The following is a 24,639-nucleotide window of genomic DNA, read 5'->3' as shown; positions in this document are numbered from 1 at the left end:
TCAACGCCTCCTCAAAAACAATATTACTCGAATTTCTCTTAGTCATGCAACTTTCAAGACTCACGATCATTTGTGATTGTATCTTCTCTATTGTTTTCATCTAAGTCTACTGTCTTTTGCTTAGGTTGAACTCCAGCTTCTAGTATTTTTGCTTTTGGTTCAAATGTTCTTTCATGTATAACCTTTGTATCTGCTATATAGTCATGAATAGCCTTATGATTTGGTGTAAATGCGACCAAAATATAAAGAATATCAATTGTAACAGAAATAAATCGACCAATCCATTCACGGAAAAACACAGTTGCCCAAGATAAGGGCTTATCATTATCTGAAACAACACGAATACCAAGAACCATTTTCCCAACTGTCTGTCCCCAGATTTTCGTCATCACAACGAAATAGGCATAAAATAAAAGACTTGTCATGTATCCATAAAGCGGGATATGAGAAATTTCAATATTCTCCCAGCCAGTAAAGAAAAATAACGGTTTAACTGTAATAGCACTTATAGAAAATACAACGATTAGATCAATCAAATATGCCCAAAATCGAGTCCAAAAGCCTGCCGTTTTCAATTGGTAGTCCATTTCTTTTTTTATTTGTATCGGTTCTGGGGGGAGTGTTCCAACATCAATTGCTTCTGCCATCATCTAAAACCTCCTTATTCTTCACCATACAAATACATCATACGAGGTGCACTATTTTTCGTTAACAATTTAGTGATCGCTTCTTTTTCAGTAGATCCCCCAAGTAACGTATTGATCTTTGAAGAGAAAAGTGATGCCCAGTCATCTAAAGATGTGTACTCATATACTTCAGCACCTTCAAGATGATGATCCTTCATAAGAGATTGGAGTGCATCTTCGCTATATCCAATTTGATCGACTAACCCTGCTTTTACTGCTTGTGAACCATTCATAATACGCCCATCCGCAATTTTCTTTACTTCTTTTTGAGACATTCCACGACCATCTGCCACCACTTTAACAAATCGTCCATATGAATCATTCACCATATCCTGTAATAGTTTTCTTTCAGCATCCGTCATTTCTCTAGAACCATTCATAATATCTTTATACGGACCTGTTTTGATTGTGTTGAATTCGATACCATATTTTTTGGCTAATTTACTATAATCCAATCCTTGCATAATAACACCGATCGAACCAGTAATCGTTTCTTCATCCGCAAATATTTTATCAGCAGGTGCGGAAATATAATAACCGCCTGATGCAGCCATCGATCCCATGGATACGTAAACAGGGATTTTACGTTCTTTTTTTATTTGTACAATTTTTTCATAAATTTGCTTTGATTCATTTGTTCCTCCACCAGGAGAATTCACTTTTAACAGTACACCCTTCACCTGATGATTATCTAAAATTTCATCTAGCTGATTCATAAAAAATTGATGATTATATGTTCCTGAATTCAATAAAGATGCTCCCTCTCCAGTATCTTGTATCGTTCCGTTCACTGTTAAAACTGCTATTTTGTTCGCAGGATTTCCAGTTTTAATAATATCTGTATCATATGTAGCATTCATATTAAATGCAGATGTAAACTCTTTCTTAAAGTCTAGCTTAGCAACTGACCACAGTACACTTGCAAATGTAGAAACGACAAATAATGCCGCCGCTATAGCTAGAGCGATCCATCGTTTTGCTGTCATTATTTCTCCTCCTTTGGTCTTCAATTGTTTATACGAATGAAACCTTAAAACGTTTCATGCTTTTTGATGAATTCTATGAGATTTTTTTACTCCTACAATAGTAGAAATAGAGAAAATGACTAATGCAAGCCATATAAATGAAAACGATACTAACTCAATTCCACCAAACGATTCATGGTAAACAATAACGCCTAAAATAAGGGTCATTGTAGGAGCAATATACTGAATAAAGCCAACCAAATATAAAGGGATGTTTTGTGCCCCCATTGCAAAAAGAATAAGTGGAACAGCTGTTACAATCCCTGTTCCAATTAAAAATAAATCAGTTTTCATATCGACATGCAAAAACGACATATTTCCCTGGAAATAAAGATATACATAATAGATCAATGCAACGGGTAAAATAAACATTGTTTCAATCACTAAGCCACGTGTTGCATCAAGCACAATCTGTTTCTTCAATAAACCATAGATACCAAAGCTTAATGCTAATCCAATGGCAACCCAAGGGATTTGACCATATGAAGTGATTAAGATAAGAACACCAATCGCAGCGAGCAAAAATGCAATAATTTGTGATTTTGATAATTTTTCTTTTAAAAAAATAATCCCTAAAAGAATCGAAATGATTGGATTCATATAATACCCAAGACTTGTTTGCACGATGTGATCATGATTTACAGCCCAAATATAGATGAACCAGTTTAGAGAAACTAAATAGGCTGCAAAAAATAGAGACCAAAAAGATTTCTGATGATGCCACAGTTTTTTAAAATCCAAAATCAATATATGCCATTGTTTGAATAACAATACAAAAAACAATGTTAATATAAATGACCAAATGATACGACTTGCCAAGATTTCTTCACTTGAAACATGTTCAACAAACTTCCAATAAATAGGGAATAAACCCCATAAAAAATAAGCACCTACTGATGCAATAATACCCTTTCTTTCATTTTGCACAATCTCACCTCAATTTCTAGTGCGTTCATTTCCAAATTATAAATTTTTAACTAGTGAATGTAAATATTAAAAACTTGCATTCTCTCATTTAGAGTAAAGTTACACTTATATTATAACTACAACTTCGAGGAAAAATTTTTTATCAGCATTAAAAATATGTATAAAAATACAGTCATACTCATATAAAAATAGTATGCCAGAATACTTTCTAGCATACTATTCTATCTTTTAAACAGTCACTTTAATAGCTAATCCCACATCCTCTCTAAATCTTGAGATGGGGATCTTACTGCCCGTTAATGCGAGACATATCCACTTATCATGAATTTATACGATGGTTTCTTTTTTCTTTCTCACGCAATTCAATTCTCCGTATTTTACCTGATGATGTTTTAGGTAATTCTTTTACAAATTCAATGGCTCTTGGATATTTATAGGGTGCTGTTCTCTTTTTCACGTGTTCTTGTAATTCCTTCACTAATTCATCTGAAGGCTTGACAATATCCTTTAAGACAATAAATGCTTTTACTATATTTCCACGAACTGCATCTGGACTTGCCACTACTGCACATTCCTGAACCTTAGGATGGTTCACTAATGCATCTTCGACTTCAAATGGTCCAATTGTGTAGCCTGAACTAATAATAATGTCATCATTTCTACCTTCAAAAAAGAAATACCCATCCGCATCTTTTTTGGCACGATCTCCAGTTATATAATAATCTCCCCTGAATTGTTTTGAAGTCCGTTCAGGATCATGAAGATATTCTTTAAATAATGCTGGTGTTGAACGATGAACAGCAATATCTCCAACTTCCCCAACAGGGCAAGCGTTTCCATTTTCATCGATGATTTCTACGATATTACCTGGCGTAGGTTTTCCCATCGCCCCTGGCTTTGTCGGTACACCCTTAAGATTTCCGATCAGTAATGTGTTTTCCGTTTGACCATACCCATCTCGGACATTCAGATGAAACACTTTTTTGAAAACATTAATGACTTCCTGATTTAATGGCTCCCCAGCTGAAACAGCGCTATGCAAGGCTGATAAATTATAATCCGCTAAATTATCGACTTTTGCCATTATGCGATATTCCGTTGGTGTACAACATAAAACTTGAATTTGATATTTTTCCAATAAAGTTAAATATTTATCTGCTTTAAAACGTCCATTATAGACAAATCCTGTTGCCCCACTCCCCAATACAGATAAGAATGGGCTCCAAATCCACTTTTGCCACCCGGGGCTTGCAGTTGCCCATACTAAATCATCTTCCCGAATACCTAACCAATGGGATGAAGCTGTTTTCAGATGTGCATAAGCCCATCCATGTGTGTGGACAACCCCTTTAGGATTTCCTGTCGTACCACTCGTATAAGATAAAAATGCGCTATCCGCGCTTTTCACTTTAGCGTTTTCAAACTGTTCTGACTCTTTTTCAGCTTCCTGAATCAATTGGATCCAAGGTACGTTTGCTTGCCCAATCACATATTGTTGTACACCCTGTATGTTTTCTACTTGGTGGAACTGTTCTATATACGGTTCATAAACAATGACCGCTTTCGCGTTACTATGAGCGATTCGATAATCAATTTCTTTCGCTCTTAGCATTTCAGAACTTGGAATTACAACCAATCCCGCTTTTAATGCCGCTATATATGTAATATAGGCATCGATTAAACGAGGTACCATAATCAGGACTACATCACCTTTTTGCAACCCATGATTTGTAAAAACATTTGCTACTTGGTTGGCTCTTCTTATTAACCCATCATATGTGATGGAATCTGTACTGCCAATCTCATTTTCAAATTGAATAGCAATTTTTTCTTGCCCTTTTGCGAATCGTTCAATTTCTTCCACTAAATTATAATCTTCAGGTGCAATTAAATCTTCTTGTTTCATAAAAACCCCCCTGAATAACAAATTGACATCACAAATTATTATATGTAATGTATTTCGAAATTACAACTAGATATAAATATTAGTAATTAGTAGTTAGTACTAAATTTAAAAAGCCGAGAAAGAATGTTTTATTCTCCCCCGGCTTTTACGCCATTTATTTAATTTAATTATTTTTTTGGAAAGCCACTGATTTGTTGTTGAGCTAATGCAACTAGACGCTTTGTAATTTCTCCTCCAACGGATCCGTTAGCACGCGCCGATGCATCTGCTCCAAGACTCACACCAAATTCTTGTGCGATCTCATATTTCATTTGATCTACTGCTTGTTGTGCACCACGAACTTCTAATTGATTTGAGTTCCCGCTTCTTGCCATGTAAATCACCTCCTTTGCACTTATAGAATGTGCGTTTGAAAAAAAATCATGCACTTAAGTTTAAAAAAAATGATTTATGGATATAAATGAGAGTTAATCGAATATTATAACTCCAAGTTGCAGTGATGAATCTCAAATAGATATTATCCATAAAATATAGATGGTCAATGATTTCCACTACAAATTACTCGTTTTTCCTGTGAAATATCGAACTGACTTTACCGAATGAACACCGTACAAAGAAATTGTAGATGCATTTCCGTATTTTCAAGGACTTGAGTAATCCTCTGTTACAATTCGTAAAATAAAAAATATGTGACGATTGTATCCCTGCATATCTAATTTTTTCGGACCATCATACCTGATATACGTCTTCTATTTTCTATAGTTTTATGCAAAACTACAGAAATACGATCTGAATAGGAACATTCCTTTCGACAATGTTTCTATTGCTAATCATTGAAAAACCGAGAAAAAATTCTCTCGAATTCTTCCTCGGTTTTTTTGCTTTTTCTTGAGCATACTGTACTCAGGATTTGTTATTTAGAATAACCGTTTAGTTGTTGTTCAGCTAATGCAACTAAGCGCTTAGTGATTTCTCCGCCAACGGATCCGTTAGCACGCGCTGATGCATCTGCACCTAGTTGCACACCGAATTCTTGTGCAATTTCGTATTTCATTTGATCGATAGCTTGTTTAGCTCCACGAACTTCTAATTGGTTTGAAGAAGTGTTGTTTGGCATGTGTATCACCTCCTTGTGTACATAGAATGTACAGAAGAGAAGAAAACATACAACAAAAATACAGGAAATTTATTCTTGTATTATAAAAAATCTAGAAATTCATCTGTCTGTTTTTTCGGGAATGTATGAATTTCTCGATTTTTCACGGCTCTTTCGATCAATTCATCAAAATCAGTAAAGCTTTCATAGTAGTTCATCTTGTCGATTCTAGGCTTTGTTTTTGGATTTGCTGGTGTAAATACGGTACAACAGTCCTCAAATGGACGAATGGAAATATCATAAGTGCCAATTTTTTTGGCAACTTCTATAATTTCTAATTTATCAAATGTGATTAATGGGCGCAAAATAGGTGTAGTTGTAACAGCATTAATCGCAGCTAAGCTTTCTAATGTTTGACTAGCAACTTGTCCTAAATTTTCACCTGTAACAATTGCTTTGGCATCGATTTCTTTTCGAACAACATCCGCTACCTTCATCATCATCCGTCGGGTAGAAGTCATTGTTACGTTTTCAGGAACACTATTTTGAATTTTTTGTTGAATTTCTGTAAAAGGTATAACATGTAAGCGGATATTACCACCGAAGCGGCTAATTTTTTCACATAACTCTTTAACTTTTCCTAATGATTGATCACTCGTAAATGGCGGACTAAAAAAATGAATAGCTTCTACTCTTACGCCGCGTTTCATCATATAATAAGCTGCTACAGGACTATCAATTCCACCAGATAAAAGCAACAACGCTTTACCATTAGAGCCAATTGGTAAACCGCCAGCTCCAGAAATGACATCGACCATCATATAAACTGCTTTTTCACGAACTTCTACACGAAGCTCGATATCAGGATTTTTCATTTGAACGGTCATGCCAGGTAACGAACTTAATACATGACTACCTAAAGTCCGTTGGAGTTCATATGTATCCATCGGGAATTTTTTGAATGAGCGTTTGGCATTTACTTTAAATGTTTTTCCTTGATAATTCATGTCCTTCACAATTTCAACAGCTAATTTCCCCATCTCTTCGATGGTTGGTTCACATTGAGCCACAGGGCTAAATGAATGGATACCAAAAATATGTGGTAAACGTTTTATGAGTTCTTCCATTTCAGTATCTACATTACTGCTCAAATACATGCGGTCACGTTCTGAACGAATACGCAAATTGGGAATATCAGCGAACGTATAACGTAAATTTTCTTTCAATCGATTGATAAATAATTTACGGTTACGTCCCTTTGTCGTAATTTCTCCATAACGGATTAAAATTTCATGCCATTTCATGTGGTTAAAACTCCTTTACTTGGTGCATTACCTTACTAAAAGCTGTTTTAAAGAATGCGATATCTGCATCTGTGATTCCCTCACCTAGACTCATACGAATGACACCTTTTTCATAAGATGGTTCAACTTGTATTGCTTTGACGACATGACTAACCGAATGATCTTTTGATGAGCATGCACTTGAAGTTGAAATAATAATGCCTTCATGCTGCATGGCATTGACTAAAATTTCTCCTTTTAAACCTTGCACTGCACAACTAATAATATGTGGCGCACCTTGACTACTTGAGAGTGTACTTACATATGAAAATTGCTTGAAAAATTCATGTAATTCATCTCTCCATTTACTGAATTGTGCTGCTTTCTTAGATTGTTTTTCAATGGCTAGTCGAACGGCTTTCGCTAAAGCCACATCCTGTGGTACTGCAACTGTGCCACTTCGAAAGCCCATTTCTTGACCACCACCATGAATAATAGGTTGAATGTTCATTTGTTTTCGTAAGGCTAAAAATCCGGATCCTTTTAATGCATTAATTTTATGACCAGAAACTGTAATGGCATCTGGGCCATCTTCTCCTGTAAATTGTACAGGAATTTTACCGAAACTTTGTACAGCATCCATATGATAAAAGGCTCGACTATTTTGATGCACTATTTTAGCGATTTCTGCCACCGGTTGAATAGCACCTATTTCATTATTCACATGCATGATGCTAACGACAACAGTATCTTTTGTCAGTTTTTTCTTTAGATCATCTATTAAGATCACGCCGTTTTTGTCAACATCGATATATTCAATTGTAAAACCTTCTTCTTCCATTGCTTTAGCACTTTCTAAAACAGATGCATGTTCAATAGATGAAACAAGGATTTTTGTACCTCGATGTTTATTTGCTCTAGCTAATCCTTTAATAGCAAAGTTATTGGACTCCGAACCACCAGATGTAAAAATAATTTGTTCGGGTAAAGTATTTATAATATCAGCGATTTGTTCTCTTGCTCGACTGAGTAATGCGTTTGACTCAACACCCATTTGATGAAGAGACGCTGGGTTTGCATAGTAATGTTCATTTACTTGGACAAATGTTTGTAAAACCGCTGGATCCGGTTTTGTTGTTGCACTATGATCTAAATAAATCATTTTGTCTTTCAATATCATTCATTTCCTTTCAAAAGAAAACCACCAGCACAATATCGCGGGTGGCTTAATGCTTTTCTTATTATGAACGTCAACCTTTGTTTTTGGCAAGTACTTGAATTTTTTTCATCGCACCTGGTTCAGCGGCTTCTACCGCAGTTGCTGCATATTCGAGTGCCTTTGCATAACGCATCTCACGAAATGCATCTTCAGCTTCCAAAAGTTGTTGGTGCATTGCTGGATTCGAATTTCTATAACGATTGCCGTACTGAATAATTCGTTCGATTAATTGTACGTTTTCAAGCATTTCAACCGCTGTATTATGTACATCCTCTATACATTTCTCTGCAATCTCAAGATTTTTATTCACTGTTTCCATATTAAGCGGGATTTCTTGAAGACTATTAACAGCAACAAATATCTGTTCGGCTGCTTCTTCCAACCGTGCATCCATTTCTTCTGGTATACCTGGCAAATTGGCTTTATGTAGCATGCGTTCTGTATCATGTAGCAACCTTTTTTGTTTGGCTAATGTTGCTCTCGCTTTATTTTCATCTATTCGTAAATTCTTCATACGATCAGCGAATTGCTCTTGTTCTTCAAATAATTGCTCAATAGATAATTTTAATTCTTTTAATGTTTCTTCCATGCTTGAATAAGCAGACTGCTCTTCTTGTACTTCTACCGTCAATAATTCATAACGTTGACGTAAAGAAAGTAATTGCTGCTTACAATTTACTGGTACATTCGCTTCTTTTGGCGATATCCGATAACTTTTTTGAACAACCTCTGCTTCTTCAACTGTTTTTTCAGTCGCTTCAATAGCAGATTCTAGTAGGTCACCTATTTCTGTAAAATGGTCATCCACATATTTTCTACCGATAACTTCCTTTTCAAGTGCATCATAAAATGATTCAATCTCATCTTTGATTTCAACTACACGTAATTGAACAGGAGCAATGTCAAGATCAGCTATTTTTTGTTTGAACTCGACTAAATTTTCTTCTATTTGGTTCAACTTTTCTAATATTTCAAGATGAACAAGAAAATAAGACTGCTCTTCCATCTCTTGGTGTCCATTACGGATTTCATGAATATCAGATGGGATTTTATGTTGGATCTCCGTCAGCAATGTTGGGATTTCATTTATAAGCTTAAAGAGAGTTTGTCCTTCTTCCTTTAAACTCACTACAATTTCTCTTGCTTTTAAATAGTTACCAGATGCTGTTAACTGATCATATTCCTCAAATTGAGGATTGAACTTTTCCAAACGGTTTTCAAGAGGTTCCGCAGCTGGGCCATAAGAATATTGATGTGCCAGTAATGTCTTCCGCGCAGAACGATATTGTTCTTTTAACTGTTCAATTTCAATTCGATTTTTTTCTTCACTACCAATTAATTCATCTAATTCTTTTAAAATTTTTACCATTTCTTGATCGTACTCTGTAATTCGAGATTCAATTTCTTTTTCAATCTCTGTAGCTTTGCCAAAATGAAATTGGTCTACTTGTTCTTCAGCATCAAATAAAAGGACATCAATTTTAGGCATTTCTACATCCATCAGCTCTGTCCACTTATTGCGCCAACGTTCGAACATTTCTTCAGTTTGTCCATTCATATTCAGCGCCTTTACTTTAGTTAGCTCTTCTAGCACTGGTTTATTTTGGATCTGTAGTTTTTTTTGGTCAAGTCTTTGAATCTCATTTCTATGTTTTCGACGAAATAGAAAGACAATTGCTATAATTACACATAGTACGATGATGGTAGGAATGATATACTTCATCGTAAGCCCCCTATCCAAAATCAGTTTTGCAGCTTCTAATTATGCTTAATAGTACCATGTTTTTGGATATTTTGTTTACTTTTTAGAGAGATTTCTTATAAAATCCTCTATAATTCAACTAAATGATTATTAATGGAGGGATTTTTTTGAAGCGTGATGCACATATTCATACCTCATATTGTCCACATGGCACTAAAGATTCTATAGAAAATTATATCAAAAAAGCTATGAAATTGGGATTCCAAGATATAACTTTTACTGAACATGCTCCTTTACCTACAAATTTTATAGATCCTACACCTGAAAAGGATAGTGGTATGGATCCTCATAAGCTGATTGCGTATTTGGACGAACTAAATACACTTAAGGAGCAATACAAAGAAGACATACATATTCGTATTGGCTTCGAGGTGGACTATATTGTTGGATATGAAACGGAAACAACTAGTTTTTTAAATATTGTAGGCCCACAAATTGATGATGCTATTTTATCCGTACATTTTCTAAAGTATAACGATGAATATACATGCATCGATTATTCAAGTGAAGTTTTTTTAGAATTTGCCCAAAAATTAGGTTCTGTTCAAGCCGTATATGATTTATACTATGAGACATTAAAACAATCAATTTCTGCTAATCTTGGTCAATATAAACCAAAGAGGATTGGACATCCTACACTTATTCATAAATTCCAGCTTGCTCATGGCGAACAAATTGACGATGATGATCAAATTAAACAGGTTCTACAATTAATGGCAGACAAACAATATGAACTCGATGTTAATAGTGCAGGACTTGCAAAAAAATATTGCAAAGAACCTTATCCACCATTACCATATGTTCGATACGCAAAATCATTGAATATCCCATTAGTTTTTGGCTCAGATGCACATCAAGTTGCAGATTTACATCAGTTTTACGATGAAATTTTTCCATTAAAAGATTAATCAGGAGGTAGTAAAATATGTTTCAAACAAAAAATCCTAGCGGGGATTTAGCCACAAAATACAATCTATTAGCTAAACAATTAGATGCATTATTGGAGGGTGAATTAGATAACGTTTCAAATTTAAGCAATGCCTCTGCTCTTCTCAACCAATTTTTAGAAAATATCAATTGGTGCGGTTTTTATTTAGTAAAAAACAATGAATTGCTCTTAGGTCCATTCCAAGGACTCCCTGCTTGTGTTCATATTCCACTTGGCAAAGGGGTTTGCGGCACTGTAGCACAATCTAAACAAACTCTTATTGTAGAGGATGTCCATGCATTTCCTGGTCATATTGCTTGTGACAGCGCTTCTCAATCTGAAATTGTTGTTCCTATTATAGTTGATAATGTCCTTTATGGAGTACTTGATATCGATAGCCCTATAAAAGGACGTTTTTCTAAAGATGACCAAGCTGGTCTTGAACAATTTGTTTCTGTATTGACCGATCATCTTTATCTATAAGGTGAAATTTTATACAGTGGGGGCTTCTTTCATTCCCCACTGTATATGAATAGAACCGATCAGACTTTTATCCCGCGTTAATAGGCAGTTGATGGAAGTTTCACTTTATTTAAGAACTGATGGACTGAAATAAACAATATCGGTTTTTACCACTATTTTTTGCCTCATATAAAGCAATATCTGCATTTTTGAGTAAATGTTGATATGTTAGATCCAAATCATTGTGCCATTCGGCAATACCTGATGATAATGTTACAGATGGCTCTGTCACATTTGGTATTAACTTAATTATTTTCCTAACAATTTCGATAGCATCATTTGCATCCTTGTTTGGTAAATAAATGGCCATTTCTTCGCCACCCCATCGAGCACATATCCCTTGATCTTGAATACTCAGTTGCAACTGATTGCCAATTGTTTTTAAGATAAAATCACCCGTTTGATGACCAAATGTATCATTGATCATTTTAAAGTTATCAATATCAAGCAATACAAAAGCCCCATACTCATCCTCTTCCATTGAGTTTTCTACGTAACGATCTAAGTACTTGCGTGCATATAATTTTGTCAAATAGTCACGATCGACCATTTCCTGTAATTGTTCACGCAATAAAATATTGGAGATTGCAAGTGAAGAATGGCGAATAAGTGATTGCATTAACTTAAAGCTATCAAATGAAAAATAATAAGGATCAAGATGTAAAATAGCGCAATATCCTTGCACTTTCTCCCGAATAATAATTGGTACTACCATCATAGAGTTATACGCAACTTTTTGTTCGATTAGGCTATCAAATTCTGCTACGAATAAAGGATCTGTTGAGCTAGCAAAATGCTTGGCAATATAGTTTTTGTATACTCTTGCTTCTTCTTGATAGAAAAAAGCTGAAGTCCCTTTTGCATTTTGAAACTGATCATCATCAAGTAATGCAAAGCATATCTCGGAAGGCGTAAAAGATTTGTTCAATTGTTTTGTTAAAAAGGATAATATCTCTTCTTTGTTCAACTTCATATTCAATCGTTGTGAAGTTTCATTTATAAGCTGTAAATCTGAAACGAGACGATGGGATTGGTGGTATAGCTTAGCATTTTCAAGTGCATTGCCAGAAATTTGTGTAAGATGCTGTATGAATTTCTTCTCTCTTGGACTAAATCGATAATCAATCGGGGTGAAAATTTGCAAAACACCATAAATACCTTGTTTTCCTTTAATAGGTGCATTCAATAGACGACTATCTATATCTGAAGCATGATCGATCGTCATCTCACCTGATACAAATGCCTCAATGGTGGAAGGACGTTCTAATAGATAATCAAAGACATAAACATTCTCTATTCCCCTACGATCTTGATCATTCGATAAAATCAACTTTGAATTAAATTTTGGAAAAATTCTTTTAACACCGTGAATCATTGCTTCTAAAATATGATTAATATCCATCGTTGAGTGAAAAACCTCTGTCATTTCAAAAAGTTCACGATTTAACTTTTTCTCATACGTATTTTTCCAACTATTTTTGATCACCCTAAACATATCCGATAGAAGTTTCTCCAAATCCGCGACATATGGAGTTTGTGCAAAACTATTCCATATTGGTGTATCTTCTATAATAAGGATTCCTAATATTTCACCATTTCCTTTCAAAACAAGTACATCACCAGCGTACTCAAAGTAACGCTTTAGCGTTTCAATAAGCAAATGGGGAGACCGATGCCTCTGTTCCAAGTGAGGCGCCAACGATGTACATGGAATTCCATTTGATATATCAGAAGTGGTTAAAGGATATAATACGTCATTTTCAGCATTTAAGTATTCTATTTTTTTGATATTAAATTCTCGGAGCATAACCCCATTAAATAATTCTAAGTACTCAATTGCAGTAAGTGGTTTCCCAGCATTTTTTATCCACAAATCAAGCAATTGGCATTTAATACTTTGCATTATTTGTAGATTTCGCAACGTTCCATCACCTTTTTCTCCGATACAATATGTATATATTTTTTACTATTTTATTATACACTAAACAAGCCTTTTTAACTATGACCAATCTATTATTTTTTATTAATTAACACAAATTCCATTATAAATTACTATAAAATTTATTTCTATAGCATTTATTATAATAAAAAAGGTAACTTTTCTTGACACTCACTCCTGTAACAGATAGAATGGGACTTGTGTAAAATAAATGCAGCGGTTGTATGGCTTTATTGGATCATTTTATTCCTCTACTAATGTAGACGGGGTATTGCGTAACTCTTCGGCTGCAAGAGCGAAGGTACATGAAAATAAAATGACCATAAGGTTAAATACATCTGGTTTTTATTTTATGCCGAATAAAAAACCAAAGGAGGAGACTTCTAAATGTCTCGTTATACAGGTCCATCTTGGAAGCTATCACGTCGTTTAGGCATTTCTTTAAGCGGTACTGGTAAAGAAATCGAAAAACGCCCATATGCTCCAGGTCAACACGGCCCAACTCAACGTAAAAAATTATCTGAGTACGGCTTACAATTACAAGAAAAACAAAAACTTCGCCATATGTATGGTATGAACGAACGTCAATTCCACAACTTATTTGTAAAAGCTGGTAAAATGAATGGTGTTCATGGTGAAAACTTCATGATCCTTCTTGAAACTCGCTTAGACAACCTAGTTTATCGTCTTGGTCTAGCTCGCACTCGTCGTGCTGCTCGCCAATTAGTAAACCATGGTCACATCTTAGTTGATGGTAAACGCGTTGATATCCCTTCATACAGTGTAAAACCAGGTCAAGTGATTTCTCTTCGTGAAAAATCTCAAAACCTTGATATTGTAGCTGAAGCAATCGAAGTTACTAACTTTGTACCAGAATACCTTTCACTTGATGCAGATAAAAAAGAAGGTACTTTTGTACGTCTTCCAGAACGTAGCGAATTATCAGCAGAAATCAACGAATCATTCATCGTCGAATACTATTCACGTTAATCTTCATGGATTTCAAAGTGTATCATTCTCAAAACCTTGTTACCGTTATATTAGCGGTTGCGAGGTTTTTTGTTTTTTACCGCTACCCAAAAACGCTAAAACTTTACCGTTTTTTGGGGGGAATTATTGGGGGAGCTTTTTCTCATTACCGTTATTTTCTCTTAAAATATATTGGGGGATCTCTCAAAGCCTTGATACTATTGGTGGGGGAGCTTTTAATATGCGTAGACTTCTATTTATGAGTGTTTGCTTATCTGCAAGTATTTTTACTGAAGAAATAAAAGTCAAAATGATTTCAATAAAGTTGATATTTTCATCACTAATCATATTTTTATTTAACCAATCATTAGGACTTAAACAGGAATGATAAAACTAATATCAGTCTTCTATAAATTCTAAAAATCTATTACTCCATATATTCTCATAAAAATTAATAGTCTCTTTTGCAGACATATAGGCATTATTCAAAGTAGAAGTTGCTTTTCGCACCATATAATTTTTATATCCTAATCCATGGAAAAATTTGATAGTTGCATCCATGCAATATTCTGTTTGGGCTCCACAAAATTCAATACTATGTATAGATAATATATCTAAGAGATCCTTCAAATTAGTTTTGTAAAATGAATTAGCATGAGTTTTTCTTACAAAAAGGTCTTGTTTACGAAAGTCTATCTTTGAATTGATATTCCATGAATCTTCTTCAGGTACTAATTCATCATCACAGTGTTGCACAAAAATTACAGGTTTATCCAATTCTTTGTATAAAGATATTCTCTTACAAGCGTGTCGATTATCCAAGTTTAATCCATAAAAATAAGAGGATTTGTTAATTTCCACTCCGGCTTGCTCGCTTTCCTGCGGGCGAATGCTGAGCCTCCTCGCTACGCTGCGGGGTCTCATCTATTCGCTTTTCCCGCTGGAGTCGAGCAAGCCTCCGCTCCAATCTATATAAATAGTCCTAAAAATACAGAGTTTTTGAAAAACTCTGTCAAACAGACACCCCTATTTTTTGTAAAATCAACACGCGTGATTCTTTTATTTACCTTTTATCAATAAATCATCTAAATTATATAAATTATATAAATTATATAAATTCCCCACTCCAGTACATACTGCATTTTGTAAATCTATTACAATTAAAACATCCGCAAATTGCTTCATAATTCTCCTCTTTTTATTGGTATTTTTGTAAATTATTTTACCACAAAAATCTCCTCCATAATATCATTGAAACTTAAATTACTTTTTAACTCATTCTATTCAAAATTACATAATAAGAGACCACGAAGGAATATCTCATGGTCTCTTATTTCTATAATTATTTCACTATTTATGAAGTTTACATCTATAGTAGCAGGATTTATTTTTCTCCACTTAATTCAACTAGAATTTTAGCTTGAGATTTGTCGTTTGTTAATGCTCCGAAGCCTTTTTCTACAATATCGTCTAATATAATTTGAGAGGTGACGTTACCTTGTGGTTTCAATCGGCCAGTGCCCATTAAATCTACAGTTTGTTGGAATGTAGTTGGGGTATAAGCAATGGTTGAAGTGATTTTGACACCTGTATTCGTTAAATGTAATGGGTTCATTCGATAGGACGCGCAAAGATAGAAACGATCACCATTATCCCTCGTGCACGAGTTGAATCGATGGCTTGTTTAAAGGTTGGAGCCACGCCAGCCACTTCAAATGTTACATCTACGCCATCAGGGACGATTTCCCCAGTGAGTTCATCTGCTTTTTCAAATAGTACAAACACAGGTCCCTTTTGATATTCATATAAGTCACTACCACAGATCCCTGCCCATGCGACACGAACGGTTACTTCATGATCTTTTAATGGTTTTAATTCTTTTTCTTCAATACGAATGTCTTTCTTACCATACCATTGTTTAGCCTAGACCCTCCAAAAATTAAATCATATAAATGGCTCTGAGATAGTGAGTCTCTTTTATGAACATGGTTTTCGGAAACGATTTCACAAAACTATCCTATGATTAGGGGATTTTTATTATAATACAACTTCTAATGCTTTACTCTCAGCCTTTAAGTAGTAAACATATAAAAAAGCTCTTCTATTTTATGAGAGAGCTACATAATAACTTGAATAGTTTACAAGAACTTAACTACGATTGCATCAATACATTCAATTGAGTCAAAATGGAATCACATGTTTTGTTATTTCATAAATTTTTTATTTGAAAATCAAATAGGCATAAAACCACTCCCCACTTCCTTTCTTTTCATATGTTATTAATGACATATACCTTATTACAAAGGAGGTCATAAAATGAACAGCAAATATCACGATCATTCATTTGGCGGGAGAGGTCATCAAGGTATGTCAGCACATTGTTTCCCACATCAAACATCTCCTGCAGAATTCTGTCCGCCGCAAACATCTCCTGCACAATTCGACCCAGCACGCGTTTCACCAACAAGACAATATGTTAGAACAAACGTCATAAATACTGTAGTCCCACATATCCATCCGTCTCATACAACAACAGTTAATCGTCATGTTATCAATAACCAACATTACTTCCCTCATACAGAGTCTGTGGTAAACGAATATGTCGAAACAAATACTATGTGCGGTAAGCCCCATAATGGTTGCTGCCCGCCACATCATTGGGGAAGAAGATAAGAAAATCAAAGGAGATTTTCTTAGTAATGCCTAGTTACTAAAACTTATGCCTCTTCTTCAATCCAATCCTTTGCCAGGCTATTTATAGTCTGGCCTTTTTACCTTTTATCCCGCTTTAACGGGATAAAATTCAACAACATCAAAATTCAATTCCAAAAGAGGTATGCTTACGAAAAGCATACCCCTTCTTCAATCACCATTTTAAACTATTCTACAGGACCTTCCCACGCTAACATTCCGCCTTCCATATTAGCTGCTTTATATCCATTTTCCTCTAAAAATGATGTTGCTTGTGCACTTCTGCGCCCTGAACGACAAACCATAATATATTCAAGATTTTTATCCAACTCATCTAGATGGAATTCAAGAGTTCCCAATGGAATCGTTTGTGCAATGCCAATTTTTCCAGTGGCTATTTCTTCTGGCTCACGAACATCAATAAGATGGAGTTCTTGTCCTTCATCAATCTTTTTTAATACTTCTTCTGGTGTAATAATTTTCATACGAACTTGTCTCCTTCTTATTTGGCTATAGAGCGCTCTCCGCTACAGCTTATCTAGTTTCGGCAGTGGATCTCGAATCATTTCAGTCCATCGCTTGAAGTCCTAAATGATGCCTCGATCCTCCCTTTCAATAAATTATCCAGCTTGAACGCTCCAACTCTATCAACGACTTTTCACTAATAAATCAACAGCTTCTTTAATAAGCGCTTCTTTATTCTTATCTTGAAGTTGTTGTTCATCTGACATGCAATATACTAAATTTGTACTAACTATTAATCCGATTGCTCGATCAATGGCAGAACGTGAAGCAGATAATTGTGTAACGACTTCTTTGCAATCTTTTCCTTCATCAATCATTCTAATAACACCTTTTAGCTGACCTTCTAAACGCTTTAAACGATTGCGAATCTGATCATTATATTCCATCTATTCACCCCTAAAAACTTTGAATATAACTCGTATCGATATTATATCCCCTAAAGGTATTATGTCAAGAAAAGCAAATGAATGAAAACAAATTCATTGCACTCGAATACCCCTGACAGTATGATATAAATATTCCTCTATGCTAATAGAAGGTGTAATTAAATAGTTTCTATCCTAATATTTATATACATTTCAACACAAATTCACTAGGTCAATACTTCAAGTTTATTCTATAAGAAAAACTATTACAAAGGAGAAAAAATAATGGAATTGGATGTAACCATATATTCAACTACAAATTGTGGATATTGTGAATTGATGAAAAATTTCTTACATGAGCAAAGCATAGACTTTAAAGTCATCAATATTCATAATGATCCAGACATGGCACAATTTTTGATGCAACAGACTGGACGTCTCGGCGCTCCTCAAACTTGCATTAACGGTGAGTGGGTGCTGGGCTATGAGCCGAATCAGGCAATGAAAATCATAGAAAAAGTCCAACGTTTTTAGCAAGTGCCGACTTTCAGGATGTTGAGAATGCAAAAGGGCAATGAGATTGCTGGAGAATTTTCCTTCAGGAGGATGTTATAATAACACACAACTTATGGAATTTTTGAGGGAAAGGAGCCGTTTCTAATGAAGTTAATATCTATTTGTCCAAGCAATACAGAAATTTTGGCTTATTTGGGTTTAGAAAACAATCTGATTGCTGTCGACGATTTTTCTGATTGGCCTTCTACAATAGAAAATTTACCTAAATTAGGGCCGGACTTATCAATAGATATGGATATGCTTGAAAAATTAGAACCCGATTTAGTGCTAGCTTCTTTAAGTGTACCTGGCATGGAAAAAAACGTAGCGGAATTAGAAAGACGTGGGATTCCCCATCTTGTATTAAATGCCAATAGCTTATCGGAAATCGTCGAGGATTTGAGAAACGTAGCCAAAGCATGTCTTATCCCTGACCGTGGTATGAAAAGGGCTGCTCAATTTGAAGCATTTATTGAAAAAATGCGGTTAGTAGCAAAGAACTGTACTGACATTCCAGCTTGTTATTGGGAATGGTGGCCCAATCCAGTCTTCACACCAGGTCAAATCAATTGGCTTACTGAAATAAGTGAAATAGCTGGTGGGTATAATTTATTCAATGATGTAGGAGAAGCTAGTGTTCAAACAGACTGGGAGGATGTTCGTCTGCGCAATCCTGATTTTATATTTCTAGCATGGGTAGGGGTACCCTATAAGCGAATTAACCCCTCCCTACTCATGAAACGACCTGGTTGGCCAGAACTCACCGCGATTGCAGAGGGACATCTGCATATCATGGAGGAATGGCTCTATTGCCGCCCTTCTCCTCGATTATTAGAAGGTGCTTTGAAATTGGCCAAAATATTACATCCTGCCGAATACTCCCACATTGTATTGCCTAGCTGGATTGACCATACCTGATTTCATATAGCGAAGCTTCATACAGTGAGTTTCTTCATCCGCATTGTGTATTAGTCGAACTAATCAACCTTTTCGGGAGTTTATCACTCACTTATTTATGTCTTCATATGAAGAGTTGACTACCCTAAAAGGGAATAAAATAGGGTGACTTCAAAGTATTAGAAAGTACTTTAAAGTCACCCATTAATTTGAAAGAAAACATTACATCTTTTATACATTTGAATGTGAATAAGTATACTGTTGAAATTTCATCAGCATATAGCGAGCATCCTTTCTTCATGAATCTCAAACTTTCACATATACATAAAAGATCAACAAGACGATTTACCTTATCGTTAATTAGTTAAATTTCACCATATGATATTTCTTTTTACCACGACGAATAATGGCAAATGCATCTTCCATGCGATCTTTTGTATCAATGATATAATCAAGGTCTTTAACTTTTTCACCATTCACAGAGATGGCTCCATTTGTCACATCCTCGCGCGCCTGACGCTTTGAAGAGGAAATTTTAGCTTCTACTAACAAATCTACTATATTTTTAGATTCTTTTGGAAGTTCTATTGAAGGAACACCTGAAAAGGCTACTTTCATTTCATCTACAGAAAGTGATTTTAAATCTCCTGAGAATAATGCAGCCGTAATGCGAAGTGCTTGTTCTAAGCCTGCTTCACCATGGATAAGCTTTGTCATTTCAGCAGCTAAAGTTTTTTGAGCTTCACGAAGATGTGGTTCAGTTTCCACCTTTTGCGCTAATGTCTCTATTTCTTCGTGGCTTAAAAATGTAAAGATTTTTAAGTATTTCACAACATCTGCATCAGCAGTATTCAACCAGAATTGGTAAAACTCATACGGAGATGTTTTTTCAGCATCTAACCAAACTGCCCCTCCAGCTGTTTTACCGAATTTTGTGCCATCTGATTTTGTCACCAATGGAATGGTGATACCGAATGCTCTAGCCTCTTCATCATGCGTTTTGCGGATGACCTCAAGACCTGTTGTGATGTTCCCCCATTGGTCTGATCCCCCAACTTGGATACGGACATCATAATGGTCATATAAATGGTTGAAATCAATACCTTGAATGAGTGTATAGGCGAATTCAGTAAAAGATAAGCCAGTTTCTAGACGAGATGAAATGGTATCTTTGTTCAGCATGTAGTTAATATTGATCAATTTACCATAATCGCGTAAAAATTCGATTGCACTTAGTTTTCCTACCCAGTCATAATTATTGACCAATTGTGCGCCATTTTGATCACCAGAAAAATCGAAAATACGTTCAAGCTGTTTTTTGATACCTGCCACATTATTGTCGATTTGTTTTGCCGTAAGCAAGTTCCTTTCTGTAGAACGTCCTGATGGGTCACCGATCATTCCCGTTGCACCACCTACAAGTAGAATCGGACGATGACCAGCTTGTTGAAAACGACGTAATGTTAACAATGGTACGATATGACCAATATGCATGGAATCTGCGGTTGGATCAACACCCACATATAAAGAAACTTTCTCTTCGTTTAATAATTTTTCCATACCTTCAGCATCTGTTTGTTGATATAACAAGCCACGCCATTTTAGATCTTCAATTAGTTTGTTTGCCATTAAAATTCCTCCTATCAATTGTTCTGGTTTAACGACTGAACTATTGAATCATTTTAGATGATATGCACCGTCACTTTAAAACCAAAAAAACGCCCCTGCACATAAAATGCAGGGACGTTAATAACGAATTTAACGCGGTACCACCCAGCTTGAAGAATATACAATTCTCCCGCTTCAATAGCTTTATCGTCGCTACCGTTCTCGCTCCAAATGTGTAATTCATGTCCATATTATGTCTAGCTTGCACCAACCGCTAGCTCTCTAAACAGGAAATATGTCCACTACTGCGCATCCTTCAACGCCAGAAAATGATTAATGACTATTGTACCCCATTATAGATGTACATCTAGACCATTGTCAATTTTAATATATATTATTGTCAATTCGTATTATGGTATAATAGACAATATTTTAGAAGGTTATTAGTATGCAAGTGTAATGATACTAAACTGCTTAATCTAAATTGATAAGCATGGTAACCATCTTTTAATAAGAAGTGAGCAAAATGTAGATAAGACTGTTGTTCAATGAAATGAATAGACGAGTGATTTCTCTAACAGGCACCCTATGAAACAACATCAAATTAGCATACTTCTAAAACAACAGTAGCTGCATAGAAATCATCTATTGTGGATGCATCAATAGTGAATTTCAGCGAAAACAATTGAAGGAGGTAGACCTACTGTCAAAAGTGCACCATCCAATCTTTATAAACTTTTATCTTCATTCAGTAAGTACGCAACACTGGATAAAAATAAAACCTCCAATGGATGTCACGAATTTTGAGAGGAGTGGATTGTGTGCAAGCACCATTCAAAATCCAGAGCGAGGCATAATTGATAAAGATTTAGATTTTTGGCATTGGTCGAATAATTAAAAAGATGAAGGAATGGATAGCCAATATAAATCAAAAAATCGATGAATTATCCAAAACAACAAGGATGAAATATTTTCGTATTACTTCTAGTGTTATTTGGAACTTATTATTAATTTTCATCCTCTTTATTGTGATGGGATTTGTATTTGTCGGTTCAATTGGTGCTGGTTACTTCGCTTCTCTTGTTAAAGATGAGCCTTTACGTTCAAAAGCAGAAATGCGCAGTGCCATCTTTGATTATGATGAAACCAGTACACTCTATTTTGCTAGTAATAAGTATTTAGGAAAAATGCGGACGGATCTAGAACGTCAGGAAACATCTTTGGACAAAGTTTCACCCAATGTTACTCATGCTGTATTAGCTACTGAGGATGAATATTTTTACCAACATAACGGGATTGTGCCAAAAGCAGTAGTACGTGGTTTACTACAAGATGTGAGCAACTCGAATACTCAAACTGGTGGTTCCACTTTGACGCAGCAATTGATCAAAAACCAAATTTTAACAAATGAAGTTTCTTATGAGCGGAAAGCAAAGGAATTACTTCTTGCTATGCGCTTGGAACATTTTATGACCAAAGATGAAATTTTAGAGGCCTACTTAAATGTTATACCTTATGGACGAAATGCTAGTGGACGCAATATTGCCGGGGTCGAAACTGCTGCTGAAGGAATTTTTAATAAAAGTGCTAAAAATTTAAATCTTGCACAGGCTGCGTATATCGCCGGGATTCCTCAATCTCCATTCGCCTATACACCTTTTACACAAGGTGGCAAGCTGAAAGACGCTAAAAGTTTGCAACTTGGTATTAATCGAATGAAAACCGTTTTATACCGTATGCATGAAACGGGTTATATCACAGATCAGCAATACAAAAAAGCATTGAAATACAATATTAAAAAAGATTTCCGCAAACCAGAAGTTCGCCCAGAAGAAAAATATCCGTACGTAACCTATGAAATCGAAAATCGTGCAAAAGATATTATGGCAAAGATTTTAGCGAAAAAAGATGGGATCGATGTTGACCGATTAGACCAAGAAGACAAGCTAAAAGAAAAATATGTCATCCTAGCAGACCGTGAATTACGTTCAAAAGGATATAAAATCTACTCAACTATCGATAAAAAAATGTACGATACGATGCAAAAGGTAAAAGATAACTTCCCTTATTACGGTACAACTTTCACTAAGCAAGTGACGGACTCCGAAACGGGTAAGGTTAGTAATGTTCCCGATCCTGTCCAAGTGGGTAGTATTGTGATAGAAAACAAGACTGGTAGGATTTTAAGTTTTGTCGGTGGTAGAGATCATAAATTAGAGGAATTGAATCATGCCACACAGGCAAAACGTTCTAATGGTTCTACTATGAAGCCATTACTTGTCTATGCACCAGCTATTCAATATGGTGTGATTGGCGCAGGTAGCCCCGTTGCAGATGTAAAATTCAGTATAAATGGATGGTCACCTTCTAACTATACTGAAACAGATGAGCGTGGCTTGATCTCAGCACGTGAAGCCCTAAAAGATTCTCAGAACTTACCGGCTATTCGGCTATATGCGCAGATCATGAATTATAGACCTGCTGGATTATTAAAGAAAAACGGTTTTACAAGTTTAGATGCTGATGACTATACGAACTATGCGACTGCTATCGGTGCGCTAAAATATGGCGTCACCATTGAAGAAAATACAAATGCCTATGCGACATTTGCCAATGGCGGCAAATTTGTAGATGCCTATATGATTTCTAAAATCGTCGATAACAACGGTAAAACTATTTATAAGCATAAAGAAAAAACGAAGACAGTCTACAGTAAACAGACAGCCTATATTACTACAGATATGTTGCGGGATGTTTTAAAACAAGGTACAGGTGCAACTGCCAATAGCAATTTGAAGTTTAGAGCAGATTTTGCTGCCAAAACGGGTACATCCCAAGAATACAAAGATGTATGGTTAGTCGGCTATAACCCTGATATTTCTTTAGGTGTTTGGATGGGCTATGATCAACCTAAAACACTATATCAAGCTAATGGTGTCTATGGCGAACCAAGTACGCGTATAAACCTGCTGTGGGCTCGATTGATGAATGCTGTTTATGATACGAACCCAACATTAGCTACTGCAAACGGTAAGACTTTCAAACAGCCATCTGGTGTTGTCAGCCAAACTTTCTGTGGAATTACAGGTAATGCCTATACAGATGCATGTTCTGGAAATTCACGCACCGATTTGTTCAATGCTAATGTTATGTTACCAGGTGCTGAAACAGCCTTCTCAGGAGGTGTTTTATCAAATGCCTTCAAGCAAAAGATATTAAGTCCATTTGGTGGAGATTATTCAAAACTATTCGGTGCAAAAGAAAAAGAAGAAAAGGAAAAGAAAAAGAAGGAAAAAGAGAAGAAGAAAGAAACTGAAAATAATTCCGAAACTAATACAAATAACACAAACAACAATAAAACAGACAATAAAAATAACAAAAACAGTCCGAACAACACAAAAAAACCTGTGAATTCGAATGACCCGAACAGCTCAAATCAGAATGATGGAAATTCAAATGATAAGTCAAAAGATAAGTCGAATGAAAAAGATAATTCAAATGACTCAAATAACCAAAATGATTCAGGTAACACGGGTACAGGTGACTCAAATAACCATCAGGAACCTAGCAAAGATGATGAAAAAACTCAATAATATTTAGTCATGAAACTACTCGCCATGCGAAAATGGTAGAGACTGTTTGAAAAACTAAAAGAGTACAATTTTGAATCCGTCATGAACCCCCAAAAGTTAGGTTAGAAAATCTACCTTTTGGGGGTTCAATATTTTGAATTACT

22 protein-coding genes, 1 pseudogene and 1 other annotated feature are annotated in these 24,639 nt (G+C 35.4%); of the genes and pseudogenes, 7 read left to right on the top strand and 16 right to left on the bottom strand.

The genetic code is table 11. From position 1 onward, the window contains the following. Nucleotides 1-53: 53 nt before the first annotated feature. The 9 genes from FEU33_RS03380 to ezrA form a co-directional block, all read right to left on the bottom strand. Nucleotides 54-647, bottom strand: a complete 594-nt coding sequence (locus tag FEU33_RS03380) for an RDD family protein (RefSeq protein WP_146548014.1) — start codon at nt 645-647, stop codon at nt 54-56. Nucleotides 648-661: 14 nt separating this feature from the next. Next, entirely contained in the window at nt 662-1,672 is a 1,011-nt protein-coding gene (gene sppA / locus FEU33_RS03375) for a signal peptide peptidase SppA (RefSeq protein WP_146548013.1), read from the bottom strand. 54 nt (nt 1,673-1,726) lie between these two features. Beyond that, nucleotides 1,727-2,638, bottom strand: coding sequence for an EamA family transporter RarD (rarD, locus tag FEU33_RS03370; protein ID WP_146548012.1), 912 nt, complete (start codon nt 2,636-2,638; stop codon nt 1,727-1,729). 319 nt (nt 2,639-2,957) lie between these two features. Beyond that, on the bottom strand, nt 2,958-4,544 hold the full coding sequence (mbcS, locus tag FEU33_RS03365; RefSeq protein WP_146548011.1) for an acyl-CoA synthetase MbcS: 1,587 nt from the start codon (nt 4,542-4,544) through the stop codon (nt 2,958-2,960). A 167-nt stretch (nt 4,545-4,711) separates the two neighbouring features. Continuing rightward, a complete protein-coding gene (locus FEU33_RS03360) occupies nt 4,712-4,918 on the bottom strand; it encodes an alpha/beta-type small acid-soluble spore protein (protein WP_146548010.1) in 207 nt (68 codons plus the stop codon). A 539-nt stretch (nt 4,919-5,457) separates the two neighbouring features. Beyond that, nucleotides 5,458-5,661, bottom strand: a complete 204-nt coding sequence (locus tag FEU33_RS03355) for an alpha/beta-type small acid-soluble spore protein (protein WP_146548009.1) — start codon at nt 5,659-5,661, stop codon at nt 5,458-5,460. 80 nt (nt 5,662-5,741) lie between these two features. Then, nucleotides 5,742-6,944: a tRNA uracil 4-sulfurtransferase ThiI gene (thiI, locus tag FEU33_RS03350; RefSeq protein ID WP_146548008.1), complete on the bottom strand. Its 1,203-nt coding sequence runs from the start codon at nt 6,942-6,944 to the stop codon at nt 5,742-5,744. Between the two features lie 4 nt (nt 6,945-6,948). Further along, a complete protein-coding gene (locus tag FEU33_RS03345) occupies nt 6,949-8,085 on the bottom strand; it encodes a cysteine desulfurase family protein (RefSeq protein WP_146549889.1) in 1,137 nt (378 codons plus the stop codon). Nucleotides 8,086-8,173: 88 nt separating this feature from the next. Beyond that, on the bottom strand, nt 8,174-9,865 hold the full coding sequence (gene ezrA, locus FEU33_RS03340; RefSeq protein ID WP_146548007.1) for a septation ring formation regulator EzrA: 1,692 nt from the start codon (nt 9,863-9,865) through the stop codon (nt 8,174-8,176). Between the two features lie 146 nt (nt 9,866-10,011). Here ezrA and hisJ point away from each other — a divergent pair, with 146 nt between their 5' ends. Together hisJ and FEU33_RS03330 are read left to right on the top strand one after the other, a co-directional pair. Then, entirely contained in the window at nt 10,012-10,812 is an 801-nt protein-coding gene (hisJ, locus tag FEU33_RS03335) for a histidinol-phosphatase HisJ (RefSeq protein ID WP_146548006.1), read from the top strand. Nucleotides 10,813-10,829: 17 nt separating this feature from the next. Next, the gene (locus FEU33_RS03330; protein WP_146548005.1) at nt 10,830-11,315 is read left to right on the top strand and encodes a GAF domain-containing protein; all 486 of its coding nucleotides are present in this window, start codon (nt 10,830-10,832) and stop codon (nt 11,313-11,315) included. Nucleotides 11,316-11,424: 109 nt separating this feature from the next. Here the strand turns inward: FEU33_RS03330 and FEU33_RS03325 are convergent, their stop codons facing one another. Then, nucleotides 11,425-13,275, bottom strand: a complete 1,851-nt coding sequence (locus FEU33_RS03325) for a sensor domain-containing diguanylate cyclase (RefSeq protein WP_146548004.1) — start codon at nt 13,273-13,275, stop codon at nt 11,425-11,427. A gap of 405 nt (nt 13,276-13,680) precedes the next feature. Here FEU33_RS03325 and rpsD point away from each other — a divergent pair, with 405 nt between their 5' ends. Beyond that, the gene (gene rpsD, locus FEU33_RS03320) at nt 13,681-14,283 is read left to right on the top strand and encodes a 30S ribosomal protein S4 (RefSeq protein WP_146548003.1); all 603 of its coding nucleotides are present in this window, start codon (nt 13,681-13,683) and stop codon (nt 14,281-14,283) included. Between the two features lie 378 nt (nt 14,284-14,661). Here the strand turns inward: rpsD and FEU33_RS03315 are convergent, their stop codons facing one another. The 3 genes and pseudogenes from FEU33_RS03315 to FEU33_RS03310 form a co-directional block, all read right to left on the bottom strand. Next, nucleotides 14,662-15,186, bottom strand: coding sequence for an isochorismatase family protein (locus FEU33_RS03315; protein ID WP_146548002.1), 525 nt, complete (start codon nt 15,184-15,186; stop codon nt 14,662-14,664). 135 nt (nt 15,187-15,321) lie between these two features. Further along, nucleotides 15,322-15,447 (bottom strand): hypothetical protein, encoded by a 126-nt coding sequence (locus tag FEU33_RS19245; protein ID WP_280524826.1) that lies wholly within the window; start codon nt 15,445-15,447, stop codon nt 15,322-15,324. A gap of 199 nt (nt 15,448-15,646) precedes the next feature. Further along, nucleotides 15,647-15,996: pseudogene (locus FEU33_RS03310) on the bottom strand (zinc-binding dehydrogenase); the annotation flags it as partial. A gap of 582 nt (nt 15,997-16,578) precedes the next feature. Here FEU33_RS03310 and FEU33_RS03305 point away from each other — a divergent pair. Further along, nucleotides 16,579-16,935, top strand: coding sequence for a CotD family spore coat protein (locus tag FEU33_RS03305; RefSeq protein ID WP_376752495.1), 357 nt, complete (start codon nt 16,579-16,581; stop codon nt 16,933-16,935). Between the two features lie 206 nt (nt 16,936-17,141). Here FEU33_RS03305 and FEU33_RS03300 read toward each other — a convergent pair whose 3' ends face one another. Together FEU33_RS03300 and FEU33_RS03295 are read right to left on the bottom strand one after the other, a co-directional pair. After that, nucleotides 17,142-17,438 (bottom strand): rhodanese-like domain-containing protein, encoded by a 297-nt coding sequence (locus tag FEU33_RS03300; RefSeq protein WP_146548001.1) that lies wholly within the window; start codon nt 17,436-17,438, stop codon nt 17,142-17,144. A gap of 162 nt (nt 17,439-17,600) precedes the next feature. After that, complete coding sequence (locus tag FEU33_RS03295) at nt 17,601-17,864, bottom strand: metal-sensitive transcriptional regulator (RefSeq protein ID WP_146548000.1); 264 nt, start codon at nt 17,862-17,864, stop codon at nt 17,601-17,603. 264 nt (nt 17,865-18,128) lie between these two features. Here FEU33_RS03295 and FEU33_RS03290 point away from each other — a divergent pair, with 264 nt between their 5' ends. Together FEU33_RS03290 and FEU33_RS03285 are read left to right on the top strand one after the other, a co-directional pair. After that, nucleotides 18,129-18,377 carry a glutaredoxin family protein gene (locus FEU33_RS03290; RefSeq protein WP_146547999.1) on the top strand — a complete coding sequence of 83 codons (249 nt, stop codon included), beginning with the start codon at nt 18,129-18,131 and terminating at the stop codon, nt 18,375-18,377. 126 nt (nt 18,378-18,503) lie between these two features. Further along, complete coding sequence (locus tag FEU33_RS03285) at nt 18,504-19,316, top strand: cobalamin-binding protein (RefSeq protein ID WP_146547998.1); 813 nt, start codon at nt 18,504-18,506, stop codon at nt 19,314-19,316. Between the two features lie 339 nt (nt 19,317-19,655). On the opposite strand, the gene tyrS is transcribed toward FEU33_RS03285, so the two are convergent. Beyond that, nucleotides 19,656-20,924 (bottom strand): tyrosine--tRNA ligase, encoded by a 1,269-nt coding sequence (tyrS, locus tag FEU33_RS03280; protein WP_146547997.1) that lies wholly within the window; start codon nt 20,922-20,924, stop codon nt 19,656-19,658. A gap of 107 nt (nt 20,925-21,031) precedes the next feature. After that, nucleotides 21,032-21,232: a binding site (T-box leader), on the bottom strand. Nucleotides 21,233-21,805: 573 nt separating this feature from the next. On the opposite strand from tyrS, the gene FEU33_RS03275 reads away from it, so the two are divergent. Continuing rightward, complete coding sequence (locus FEU33_RS03275; RefSeq protein WP_146547996.1) at nt 21,806-24,496, top strand: transglycosylase domain-containing protein; 2,691 nt, start codon at nt 21,806-21,808, stop codon at nt 24,494-24,496. The last annotated feature ends 143 nt before the right edge of the window (nt 24,497-24,639 follow it).

Source organism: Rummeliibacillus suwonensis, assembly GCF_007896435.1.
Classification (GTDB): domain Bacteria; phylum Bacillota; class Bacilli; order Bacillales_A; family Planococcaceae; genus Rummeliibacillus; species Rummeliibacillus suwonensis.
This window is presented reverse-complemented; position numbering and strand designations above follow the sequence as displayed.